This is a genomic window from Kitasatospora sp. NPDC052868, assembly GCF_044547105.1.
GTDB lineage: Bacteria > Actinomycetota > Actinomycetes > Streptomycetales > Streptomycetaceae > Kitasatospora.
In genome coordinates this window covers 267,159-278,046 of the sequence record NZ_JBITZW010000006.1, presented here as the reverse complement: position 1 = coordinate 278,046, position 10,888 = coordinate 267,159, and the positions used below count along the sequence as shown (strand labels likewise).

General features: G+C 72.2%; 9 protein-coding genes and 2 pseudogenes. 5 read left to right on the top strand and 6 right to left on the bottom strand.

Annotated elements, in window-relative coordinates:
* Window positions 1–432: 432 nt before the first annotated feature.
* Window positions 433–1,239 carry a S1 RNA-binding domain-containing protein gene (locus tag ACIGZJ_RS13520; protein ID WP_396457319.1) on the top strand — a complete coding sequence of 269 codons (807 nt, stop codon included), beginning with the start codon at window positions 433–435 and terminating at the stop codon, window positions 1,237–1,239.
* Between the two features lie 376 nt (window positions 1,240–1,615).
* Here the strand turns inward: ACIGZJ_RS13520 and ACIGZJ_RS13515 are convergent.
* A pseudogene (locus tag ACIGZJ_RS13515) lies at window positions 1,616–2,360 on the bottom strand (thiolase family protein); the annotation flags it as partial.
* 167 nt (window positions 2,361–2,527) lie between these two features.
* Window positions 2,528–2,965, bottom strand: a pseudogene (locus tag ACIGZJ_RS13510) (steroid 3-ketoacyl-CoA thiolase); the annotation flags it as partial.
* A 223-nt stretch (window positions 2,966–3,188) separates the two neighbouring features.
* Here ACIGZJ_RS13510 and ACIGZJ_RS13505 point away from each other — a divergent pair.
* A complete protein-coding gene (locus ACIGZJ_RS13505; protein ID WP_396457318.1) occupies window positions 3,189–3,716 on the top strand; it encodes a GNAT family N-acetyltransferase in 528 nt (175 codons plus the stop codon).
* Between the two features lie 109 nt (window positions 3,717–3,825).
* On the opposite strand, the gene ACIGZJ_RS13500 is transcribed toward ACIGZJ_RS13505, so the two are convergent.
* Together ACIGZJ_RS13500 and ACIGZJ_RS13495 are read right to left on the bottom strand one after the other, a co-directional pair.
* Window positions 3,826–4,884: a serine hydrolase domain-containing protein gene (locus ACIGZJ_RS13500; protein WP_396457317.1), complete on the bottom strand. Its 1,059-nt coding sequence runs from the start codon at window positions 4,882–4,884 to the stop codon at window positions 3,826–3,828.
* 348 nt (window positions 4,885–5,232) lie between these two features.
* Window positions 5,233–6,333 carry a glycoside hydrolase family 19 protein gene (locus ACIGZJ_RS13495; RefSeq protein WP_396457316.1) on the bottom strand — a complete coding sequence of 367 codons (1,101 nt, stop codon included), beginning with the start codon at window positions 6,331–6,333 and terminating at the stop codon, window positions 5,233–5,235.
* Window positions 6,334–6,619: 286 nt separating this feature from the next.
* Here ACIGZJ_RS13495 and ACIGZJ_RS13490 point away from each other — a divergent pair, with 286 nt between their 5' ends.
* Both ACIGZJ_RS13490 and ACIGZJ_RS13485 read left to right on the top strand, forming a co-directional pair.
* Entirely contained in the window at window positions 6,620–7,393 is a 774-nt protein-coding gene (locus tag ACIGZJ_RS13490; RefSeq protein ID WP_396457315.1) for a GntR family transcriptional regulator, read from the top strand.
* 310 nt (window positions 7,394–7,703) lie between these two features.
* Window positions 7,704–9,212, top strand: coding sequence for an alkaline phosphatase family protein (locus ACIGZJ_RS13485; RefSeq protein WP_396457386.1), 1,509 nt, complete (start codon window positions 7,704–7,706; stop codon window positions 9,210–9,212).
* A gap of 68 nt (window positions 9,213–9,280) precedes the next feature.
* Here the strand turns inward: ACIGZJ_RS13485 and ACIGZJ_RS13480 are convergent, their stop codons facing one another.
* Complete coding sequence (locus tag ACIGZJ_RS13480) at window positions 9,281–9,700, bottom strand: HIT family protein (RefSeq protein ID WP_396457314.1); 420 nt, start codon at window positions 9,698–9,700, stop codon at window positions 9,281–9,283.
* Window positions 9,701–9,848: 148 nt separating this feature from the next.
* On the opposite strand from ACIGZJ_RS13480, the gene ACIGZJ_RS13475 reads away from it, so the two are divergent.
* Window positions 9,849–10,055, top strand: a complete 207-nt coding sequence (locus ACIGZJ_RS13475) for a YegP family protein (RefSeq protein WP_396457313.1) — start codon at window positions 9,849–9,851, stop codon at window positions 10,053–10,055.
* 72 nt (window positions 10,056–10,127) lie between these two features.
* Here ACIGZJ_RS13475 and ACIGZJ_RS13470 read toward each other — a convergent pair whose 3' ends face one another.
* Window positions 10,128–10,823 (bottom strand): MSMEG_1061 family FMN-dependent PPOX-type flavoprotein, encoded by a 696-nt coding sequence (locus ACIGZJ_RS13470; protein ID WP_396457312.1) that lies wholly within the window; start codon window positions 10,821–10,823, stop codon window positions 10,128–10,130.
* Window positions 10,824–10,888 lie beyond the last annotated feature (65 nt).

Genomic DNA, 10,888 nt, shown 5'->3' with positions numbered 1-10,888 from the left:
GGCGAAGGCGTAGGCCGCGAACGGTGCCAGACCGTGCGGGCGGCGATTTCGGTCCTGCGGCTGGTGGGCTCGCATGTTGAGGTGTCGCGTGTTCCATAGGGCAAGGCCTTGGTTTGCCTGGAGATCTGCCTGCTCCGCATCCGCGAGCTGGGCATTTCAGCGCTCGAGTGGCGAGAGCGGTAATCCGCGGCGTACCGGCTCCAGGCTTCGCCGGCATTGGTGACCAGGCGGGTGGCGACCCGAGCAGCCGCAGACCGACTCCTGAACGGCGTTCGCCCCCGCGATCTACAGGCGGGACCGACCGTGGTTCAGCTCGCCGCCGGGCGCGACGACCTTCTCGGCAGCGTCCGCTCCCTCTCCGTGGCCCCCAGTCGTAGAGCCCTCTACTGAATCCCTCCCAGAAGGGAGGTCGGCGCGTGCCACCATCGGCGGATGAGTGAGTATTCCTGGCCTGACGACGGCATCGAAGTCGGCGCACGGGCCAAGGCGGCGTGGTCTGCCACATGCCAGGTACTGCCTGTGGGGACCCGGATCACTGGCGAGGTCATCGGCCGCCGGCCCTTCGGGGTCTTCCTCCGCATCGATCACCACCCCGACGCCGTCGGGCTGGCCGAGATCACCGCCATGCCCAGATGCGCGACCCTTCCGCACGTCGGTGAGCAGGTCTCGGGCGAGGTCATCTGGCATGCAGACCACAACCACCAGGTGAAGGTAAGACTCACCGAGTGGACCTCGCACGAGGACCTGCTGCCGCAGTTCGCCGCCCGCATCGGCCAGATCGTCACCGGACACGTCACCAAGCTCGCGCCGATCGGAGCATTCGTCCGCCTCGCCGACTGCGTCGAAGGGCTTGTACCCCTCGCCGAGCTGTCCGATGAACCCGCCGGGGATCCGGCCCAAGCCGTCTACCAGGGAAAGGAGTTGCCCGTCCGGATCCTCAATGTCGACCTCGAACGGCGCCGGATCGAGCTGTCGGCCAGGAGCTGCCCGGCCGATCACGGGACTCGCGAGGCTCCTGGTCTTCTGAACGGGTTGGCTGCAGAGGTGATGGTGCAGAGGATCATGGATGCGGAATACGCCGATGATGCCGAGGTCGCCTACCTGTTGGAGACCTTGGGAAGGTCCCTCGGCTGTCCAAGTGGCCATATCGGCAACTTGATCTTCTGTCCGGATGGGCCGGACCTGACAGCCGCTGAAGTGGTCGCTCAGGCTCTGGGGTATCGGCCCTTCGCGCTGTGAGGAAGGCGACGGGCGCACAGCCGCGAGGTACCGAGGAAGTCGGATTTCCTCCCGGATCGCCTCCACCAGCCGGCCGACGCGACTCTTGACGGGGCGGGTGCAGGCGGCGGGTCGGTGCGCGCGGATAGTGGTGGAGCCCCACCGCCACGCCCCAGTCGATCCCGCCTGCCGCGCTCGCCAACGTCCTTTCCCCATAGGGGAGTCCACAACCCGAACGCGACATCCCATCCCAACGAAGTGCCACGGTGAGATGGAGGGCAAACCACTCTCCCTGCTCGCCACCCGGGCCACCGCCGACGCCCCGGCCGAGGCGCGCCGCCGATTCGCCGCAGCGGTGCGGACGCACCGATCGGGTGCCCGAGCCGCCGGGTCGGGGTCAGTCCAGCGCCTCCAGGATGGTGGCGTTGGCCAGGCCGCCCGCCTCGCACATGGTCTGCAGGGCGTAGCGGGCGCCGCGCTCGCGCATCGCGTGCACCAGGGTGGTCATCAGCCGGGTGCCGCTGGCGCCCAGCGGGTGGCCGAGGGCGATCGCACCGCCGTTGACGTTGACCTTCGCCGGGTCGGCGCCGGTCTCCTGCAGCCAGGTCAGCACCACGCTGGCGAAGGCCTCGTTCACCTCGAACAGGTCGATGTCCGCCAGGGAGAGCCCCGAGCGGCTCAGCACCTTCTCGGTCGCGGGCAGGACACCGGTCGGCATCAGCAGCGGGTCCGAACCGGTGACGGCGAAGGAGTGCAGCCGCGCCAGCGGACGCAGGCCCAGCCGCGCCGTCGTCTCGCCGTCGGTGATCAGGACGGCCGAGGCGTCGTCGTTGATCGGACTGCTGTTGCCCGCCGTCACCGACCAGTCGATCTGCGGGAACCGCTCGCCGAAACCCGGGTCGGCGAACGCGGGCCGCAGGCCGGCGAGCACCTCGGGCGTGGTGCCCGGGCGGACCGACTCGTCCATCGTGACCAGGCCGCCGGGCGTCGTGACCGGCGCCGGCTCCGGCTCGAACAGCCCGGCCGCATGGGCGTGCGAGGCCCTGGCGTGCGAACCGGCGGCGAACTCGTCCATCGCCGTACGGGAGGGAGAGCGACCACCTGGCGGCGATCAGCTCCGCGCTGATGCCCTGCGGAACCTGGGGCCTGTCTTTCGGATCACGCCGGGTGGTCGACGCCGGAGCACGCACGCCCCCAGCCTTCGGCCGGGAGGTACCCCCACCGCATGGACTCCCTCCTCCGCACCGCCGATGCACGCACTCCAACGCCGCCCCCTGATCCGACGCGATCCGAAAGAGAGGCCCCCACCCGGGTAGCGGTCGGTGATCGCCACGCTGAACGGGTCCGCCCCCGGCGGGACGTTGGACCACATCGGCACCCGGCTCATCGACTCGACCCCGCAGGCGACCACCACGTCGTAGGCGCCCGCGATCACCCCCTGGGCGGCGAAGTGGACGGCCTGCTGGGAGGAGCCGCACTGCCGGTCGACGGTGGTCGCGGGGACGGACTCCGGCAGCCCGGCCGCCAGCCAGGCGTTCCGGGTGGTGTTCATGGCCTGCTCGGCGACCTGGTCGACGCAGCCGCCGATCACGTCGTCGACCAGCGCCGGGTCGATCCCGCTGCGCCCGATCAGGGCCTGGAGGGTGTGGGCGAGCAGCTCGACGGAGTGGACGCCGGAGAGGGCCCCTCCCGGCTTGCCCTTGCCGATGGGGGTGCGGACGGCTTCGGCGATCACGGCGTCACGCATGGCGGCCGGCCGCCTTCCTCTGGGTGGCGCCGGGCCGGTCCTGGCTCCGGCGGAAGTTGGAAAAGCAAACCCACCATAGGGCTGGTGGGTTTGGAATTCCAACTATGCGAAGATGTGGCCCGGGCCACACCTCTCCGGCCCGCTGCGGCACCTCGCAGGAGGATCAAGCCGCATCCGTGAAAGTGTTTGCCGACCGCGCGTCGCATGGGTAGCGTCGCCATCCGTGACCCCGACCCTGCGCACCGAGCGGCTGCTCCTGGAGCCCTACGTCCCCGACGACGAAGAGGGCTTCGTCGCCCTGTTCCAGGACACCAGGGTGTCGCGCTGGATGGGTGACGGTCCTGCTTCCGAAGCCGCGGACCGGGCGCTGTTCGGGCGGATCTTCACCAAGGTCTACGCCCAGGACCTCTTCGACGTCTGGGCCGTCCGCCGGGACGGACTCCTGGTCGGGCATGCCGAGATCAAGGCGACCGAGGCCACCGGAGGCCACGAGATCATCTACGCCCTGGCGCCGACGGCCTGGGGGCTCGGCCTGGGGACCGAGCTGGCGGAGGCGATCACCGCCTATGGCTTCGGCACTCTCGGACTGGCCCGCGTCCACGCCACCGTGGCCGCGCCGAACACGGCCTCCCTGGCCCTGCTGGACCGGATCGGGTTCGAGCACGTCCAGGACGTCGAGGAGGAGGACGGAAGCACCACCAGGGTGCTGGTCCGCCGGCGGACCGCGACCGACGGCTCGCCCCTCGCCTGATCAGGGGCGAGCCATCCGCGTCCGTGAACCCCTGACCGACTGAACCGCCCGTTGGCCTGGCGGCGGTCGGCGGTCGGCGGTTGGCGGTGATCGGGTTCGGGGCGCCGACCTACCCGGCCGTCGCGTGGTCGGTCTGAAGGGTGCGCAGCAGGGCCGTGCCCGCCGGGTCGACCGAGCGGCGGGTGTTGGCCAGGACTATCACGCCCACCTGCTTCTCCGGGTCGAAGGCGACGAAGGAGGCGAAGCCGCCCGTCCCGCCGTTGTGCCAGATCTGCAGATGGCCGCCCTGGTGCGGGTGCAGGCGGTGGCCGAGCCAGCCCAGGTGCGCCCATGCGAAGGGGTTGACCCGGTGCTTGACCTCGCGGGTGAGCGCTATCGCGGGGGCGAGCGGGCCGTCCTCGCCGCGGCCGTTGGCCAGTTGGGCGCGGAGGAACACCGTGAGGTCCGCGGCGGTAGAGCGCAGCGCGCCGGCGCCCGCCAGATCGGCCAGGTTCCACCGGGGTACGGGCCTTCGCCGCGGGCTGTGGCCCTGGGCGAGCCGGGCCGACTGCTCCGCGCTCACCTCGATCACCGTGTCGGCGAGCCCGAGCGGCTCGGCGATCTCCCGCGTCACCAACTCCCCGTACCCGAGGCCGGACCGGTGGGCGAGCGCCAGGCCCAGCAGCCCCGCGCCCAGGTTGGAGTAGCGGAAGCCGCGGCCGGGCGCGCTGTGCAGTCGCGTCCGGGCGAGCCCGGCGAGCAGGGCCTCGCCGGTGCAGTGGACGTACGGGTCGGGCTTGCGCGGGTTGAGCAGGGCCGGCAGCAGCATCCCCGCGGGCAGGCGGGGGAGTCCGGCGGAGTGGGTGGCGAGGTGCTGGAGCGTTATCGCCGTTCCACCCTTGCCCGGCACGGTGGAGCCGGCCGGCAGTGCGTCGGCGAGCGGCTCGTCCAGGGCGGCCGACCCGGCGGTGACCAGCCGGGCCAGGGTGAGGGAGGTGAACACCTTGGTCACCGAGCCGACTTCGAACAGGGTGTGCGCTCCGGGTACGTCGGCGGCCGGGCCCGCGCCGGTGCGGCCGGCGCCGCGGATCTCCACCGCGTCACCGGCCAGCCCGGCGACGACCACACCGACCTGCTGGCCCGCGAGCCGGTCGGCGGTCTGCTGGACAAGGCTGCCAAGATCGCTCATGCCTGTGAGCCTAGGTGCCCGCCACCTGCCCGGTCGTCAGCCGTAGCGATGATTCCGGTCCCCGCTGGTCCGCCCACAGGCGTATGCCAAAAGGGATACGTGAGCGACCGCCGGGGACGAACGCGGCAGTCGGCCAGGCCCGAACGACCTATTCCGAACGGCCAGGCCCGGCAATCGGCCAGGCCCGAACGGCCAGGCCCGGCAATCGGCCAGGCCCGAACGGCCAGGCCCGGCCCGAGGACCAGGCCCGAGGACCAGGCCCGAGGACCAGGCCCGAGAGCTCGGCCCGAGAGCTCGGCCCGAACGGCGGGGACCGGTCACCCGGCCCCCGCCCTCCGATCGGCGGTGTCAGCAGCTCAGGTTGGAGCCCGGAACGGTGCCGAGGATCTGGGTGAAGCTCTGGTAGGCGTTGATCCGGCTCTGCACCTGGGCGGGGTTGCCGCCGTTGCACTCCAGCGAGCCGTTGATGCTGCGGATCGTCTCACCGAAGCCGTACCCGTTGACCATGGCGTTGTGCGGGGTCATGGTGCCGGGGCCGGTCTGGGTGTTCCAGTACCAGAGCGCGGTCTTCCAGGCGACGGCCGGGTCGGTCTGGACCAGGTTCGGGTTGTGCAGCAGGTCGATGCCCAGGGCGTCGCCGGCCGCCTTGTAGTTGAAGTTCCAGCTCAGCTGGATCGGCCCGCGCCCGTAGTACGCGGCCTGTCCGGCCGGGCAGCCGTACGGCTGTGAACTGTCGCAGTAGTGGGGGTAGTTGGCGGTGTTCTGCTCGACGACGTAGACGAGTGCGCCGGTCTCGTGGTTGACGTTGGCGAGGAAGGCCGCGGCCTCCTGGCGGCGGACGGTGTCGCTGCCGGTGCGGGCGAACCCGGGGAAGGCGGCGGTGGCGTCGATCAGGCCCTGGTAGGTGTAGAAGGGGTTCCGGTTCGGGAACATCTGCTGGAACTGCGCCTCGCTGACCGGGAATCCGCCCGGGTTGGGCGTCTGGGTCGAGGTCGGTGTGGCGGTCGGCGTCGAGCCGCAGTTGTACGGCTCCCAGTACCAGGTGCTGATCACCGGGTCGTAGCCCGGGTTGTCGTGGGTGGCCCGGTAGAGCCCGCCGTTGGTGTAGTGCACGATCGTGCCGGTGGTGTACGTGCGCCCGGCGACCCAGTCAGGGTAGGAGCAGTTGCCCGAGGTGGGGGTCGGGGAGGTCGGGCCGCCACCACCGCAGGTGCCCTGGTCGGCCCAGACACCCGTGCCGGCGGTGCTCGGGGCCTCGTTCTGGGTCCACCACTTGGCGGACCAGTTGTGCCCGCTGTAGGAGACGGCCGCGCCGCCGGTGTACGCGGTGGACGCGTTCCAGGGCGCGGCGCAGGCCGCCGCGTTGGCGGCGGAGGCGGGCAGCAGCAGCGCGACCGCCAGCGCGGTCACCACGGCGGAGAGCAGCGCGAGTAGGCGTTTCGTGGACACTTCATCACCCCTTGTGCGGTGGGGGCCGCACGGTCGTGGAGGAAGGGAGGAAGGGAGGGGCAGGGAAAGCGGGAAACAGGGGCAGGGGAGCCGGGCCTCGTCGGGGTTGCGGCGCGGGCGCGTCGTGGGGGACGGGCCGACCGGGGTGCGGGCCGGTGCGCCGATGACGACGGGGCTGACCCAGACTCAAGCGGAATGGTCTATACCTGTCAAGGGGTTGCGGCGTGATGCGGCGCCGGTCGTGCCGGATTCGGCCGGAATCGGCTGGGTCTGCGAGGATGTCCGGATGGACGACACTCCCGGCTCCGCCGCCCTGCCCGGCCCCGGCGGGCCGATCCGGTCGGGCATCCCGGAGCACGGTCGGGTGCCCAAGTACTACGCGGTGAAGGGGCAGTTGGAGGCTCTGGTCGACGAGCTCGGCGAGGGCGGCGTGCTGCCGACCGAGCGCGAGCTGGCCGCCCGATTCGAGGTGGCCCGCGAGACCCTGCGCCAGGCGCTGCGCGACCTGCTGATCCAGGGGCGGGTCCGCCGGCGTGGCCGCAGCACCGTGGTGGCCGGGCCCAAGCTGGAGCAGCCGCTGTCGCTGTCCAGCTACACCGAGGGCGTCCGCCGTCAGGGGCGCACCCCGGGCCGCAGCCTGATCGGCCTGGAGCGGATCGCCGCCGACGTCCACCTGGCCGGTCAACTCCGGCTGCCGGTCGGGGAGTCGGTCTGGCATCTGGAGCGGGTGCTGCTGGCGGACGGCGAGCGGATCGGACTGGAGAGCACCTACGTCGCGGTGGCGAGGGTGCCCGCGCTGGACCGGGAGTTCGACCCGGAGTCGTCGTTCTACGCGTTCCTCAAGGAGCAGGCGGGAATCGCCTTCGGCGCGGCGGACGAGCGGATCGAGACGGTCCTCGCCTCGCCGCGGGAGGCGCTGCTGATCGGTACGCCGCCCGCGCTGCCGATGCTGCTGCTGCACCGGCTGACCAGGGATGCGGCCGGGGTCCCGGTGGAGCGGGTGCGCTCGCTCTACCGCGGGGACCGGTTCAGCTTCACCACTCACCTCGCCGCCGACTGAGGCCGTTCCGCACTGCCGCCGCCAAGCCGCCACCTGTCCGTCGCCACCCCCATTTGATCACCAAAAGGTAACGGGTCTGGACCGAATTCGAGCGCTGTTCACGCCCGGGACGAAATCCGGGCGACCTCCGGCCACCCGCTGCTCCGACCGTTGTCACCGCTCCCCTTCTGCTCCCCTCCCGCTCCATGACGCAGCCTCAGGAGACGACGTGACCGCCGGAACCCCCGCCACCGAGCCCAGCCCCACCGAGCCCAGCCCCACCGGACCCCGCACCGCCGGACCGCGCACCGCGGGCATCCCCCGCCGAGGACTGCTCCTCGGCACCGCCGCCGCCCTGCTGGCCACCGGCCCGCTGGCCGGCCGCGCCGCGGCCGTCACCGGTACCGCCACCACCGCCACCGCGACCACCCCCGCCGCCGCCCTCACACCCCGCACGCCGAAGGTCCTGCTCATCGGCCTCGACGGCGCCATGCTCAACCGCATCAAGGACGCCGGCGCCGCCAACCTCAACGCCCTGATGGCCGGCGGCCTCACCGCCGCCAGCAGCCTCTACGCCAAGCCGATGGCCGAGACCGCCTCCGGCCCCGGCTGGTCCACCGTCGCCACCGGCGTCTGGCCCGACAAGCACAACGTCAGGGACAACAACTTCACCGCCCCGGCCTTCGCCGCCTACCCCGACTTCCTCACCCGCGCCGAGACGGCCGCCCCCGCACTCTCCACCCACGTGATCGCGTCCTGGGGGCCGGTCGCCACCACCATCTGCTCCGGCAGGGTCGACACCCGCATCGCCACCCCGTCCGCCGAGTACGACACCGGGACCACCTCCCGCGCGGTCGCCCTCCTGCGGGACGGCAGCCCGGACGCCGTCCTCGTCCACCTCGACAACGTCGACCACGCCGGCCACTCCAGCGGCGCCGCCAGCCAGGCCTATCTGGACGCGATCCGCGGCGTCGACGCCCAGGTCGGCCAGCTGGTGGCCGCCGTCCGCGGCCGGGCCGGCTATGCCCAGGAGGACTGGCTGATCATGGTCACCGCCGACCACGGCCACACCGACCTCGGCGGCCACGGCGGCTCCAGCTGGAGCGAGCGGCAGACCTTCGTCATCGCCAACGGCGGCGGCCTCCCGGCCGGTTCGGTCCGCCACGACGTCCGGATGGTCGACATCGCGCCCACCGCCCTGGCCCACCTCGGGATCGCCGTCGACCCGGCCTGGGGCCTCGACGGCAGCCCGATCGGCAGCCTCGTCCCGGACGCCTTCGACGCACTGCGCCCCCAGCTCACCGGCCGGGTCGACGAGACCGGGATCGCCGCCGGCACCCTCGGCTTCACCCACACGCCGCCGAGCGGCTGGTCGGTCGACAACTCCGCCATGGGCACCGGCGGCATCACCGAGTGGCGCGGCTGGAGCTTCACCACCGACGAGTTCTGGACCAAGACCCAGCGCGACCAGAACCGCGAACTGAACGTCCGCTCCCGGAACGTCTTCGCGGTCGCCGACTCCGACGAGTGGGCCGACAAGACCTTCAAGGGGGTCTACGACTCGACCCTGGTCAGCCCGTCCTACCCGGTGGCGGGGCTCGGTACGGTCACCGTCTCCTACAGCACCTACTACCAGCCCGAGGGCAGCCAGACCGCACAGGTCCTGGCGGTCTGGGACGGCGGCACGCCGACCGTCGTCAGGAGCCACACCACCCAGGTCAACGGCCCGCAGACGCTCACCCTCGCCGTCCCGGCCGGTGCCACCGGCCTGCGGCTGCGCTTCCGCTACACCGGTGACAACAACTGGTACTGGGTGCTCGACAACGTCCGGGTGGGCTGACAGCGCGCGGCGGCGGTCACCCGGGCTCGGTGAGTGCGGCGGTCACCCGGGCTCGGCGCGCGAGGCGGTCACCCGGGCTCGGCGAGTGCGGCCCGCAGCCGCTCGGCGACCTCCGCCGCGCCCGCCTCGTCCGGGTACCGCCCGCGCGGCCAGAAGAAGCCGCGCAACCCGTCCTTCGGGTTGCGCGGCACCACGTGGACGTGCAGATGCGGTACCGACTGGCTGATCCGGTTGTTCGCCGCCACGAAGCTGCCCGCCGCACCGAGCCCCCGCTCCACGGCGGCGGCCACCCGCTGCACCCGGAGGAAGAACGGGCCCACCTCGGCCGCCGGAAGGTCGGCGAGCGTGCGGTGGTGGGCGCGTGGGACGACCAGCACATGGCCGGGGAACAGTGGCCGCCGATCCAGGAACGCCACCGCCGCCTCGTCGTCCAGTACCCGGTGGGCCGCTTCGTCGCCCGCCACCACCGCACAGAAGACGCAGTCCATCCGTCCATTCAAGCCGCCGCCCGCGGCCCCGGCACGCCGCCGGCGCCGCTTCACCCGTCCGGCGGCGACCCGGGTGCGGGCGGGCGCCGGGCGGGCGCACCGTGCTGGAGGTGGCGCGCCGTGCGTCCCACACGAGGAGGTGGCCCGGATGGCGGGCAGGTTCGAGGTCTACGAGGACGCCGGGGGCAAGTACCGGTTCCGGCTCAAGGCGGGCAACGGCGAGATCGTCGCCACCGGCCAGGGCTACCCGAGCAAGGAGGCCGCCCACAAGGGCGTCGAGGCGGTCCAGCGGGCGGGGCCGCAGGCGCCCCGGTCGTGGACATCGCCAAGACCGCCGCCTGACGCCGCCGCCTGAGGCCGGTACCCGAGACCGCCGCCCCGGAACGGCCCGCACCGGCCCGGCCCCGCCCCCGCGAGCCCCGCGTGGTCACTCGTACCGGTACAGCAGCGACTCCCGCTCGGTCTGCTCGATCATCTCGACGGTGAGCGAGGGATCCCGCAGGTGGGACAGGGTGACCTCGGCCGAGCTGGGCTGCTCGTCCTTGCCGAGCCAGTTCTCCGGCTTCCACGCCGAGCTGCGCAGGAACGCCTTCGGGCAGTGCGCGTAGACCTCCTCGACCGCCAGCACGATCGCACTGCGCGGCGGCTTGCCGACGGCCGTCAACTGCTCCAGCAACTGCGGGTCGGTGGAGACGCAGGCCCGCCCGTTGACCCGGAGGGTGGTGTCCCGGCCGGGCACCACGAAGATCAACCCGGCCCGACCCGTCTCGACGATGTTGTGCAGGGTGTCCAGCCGCTTGTTGCCGGTGGCGTCCGGAATGGCCAGCGTGTACTCGTCCAGCACCGACACCAGCCCCGCCGGTCCACCGCGCGGCGACACGTCGCAGCGCCCGGCGGCGTCGGCGCTGGCCACGAAGACCAGCGAGGAGCAGGCGATCAGCTGCCGGGCCACCTCGTGGATGTGGTCCACCTGCTTGCGTCGGGCGTGGTCGCCCGGCTGCTCGTAGATCTCCCGCAGGTTCTCGGAATCCCGGACGGCGCCCGCGTCGAGAGCCGCGAACAGGCTCCCGGGCGCGCCCGACGGGGTGGTTGACGGAACGGCAGTTTCCGGTGCGCTGGTCATACCGGCAATCTAGCCGAGCGCCCTTCCGGGCTCTTTGGCCACCGGTGGGGAAACCTCGCCCGAAC

Coding starts and splice junctions, on each gene's coding strand:
- ACIGZJ_RS13520 (WP_396457319.1), top strand. CDS start 433: ATGAGTGAGTATTCCTGGCCTGACGACGGCATCGAAGTCGGCGCACGG.
- ACIGZJ_RS13500 (WP_396457317.1), bottom strand. CDS start 4,884: ATGAGCGATCTTGGCAGCCTTGTCCAGCAGACCGCCGACCGGCTCGCG.
- ACIGZJ_RS13490 (WP_396457315.1), top strand. CDS start 6,620: ATGGACGACACTCCCGGCTCCGCCGCCCTGCCCGGCCCCGGCGGGCCG.
- ACIGZJ_RS13480 (WP_396457314.1), bottom strand. CDS start 9,700: ATGGACTGCGTCTTCTGTGCGGTGGTGGCGGGCGACGAAGCGGCCCAC.
- ACIGZJ_RS13475 (WP_396457313.1), top strand. CDS start 9,849: ATGGCGGGCAGGTTCGAGGTCTACGAGGACGCCGGGGGCAAGTACCGG.
- ACIGZJ_RS13470 (WP_396457312.1), bottom strand. CDS start 10,823: ATGACCAGCGCACCGGAAACTGCCGTTCCGTCAACCACCCCGTCGGGC.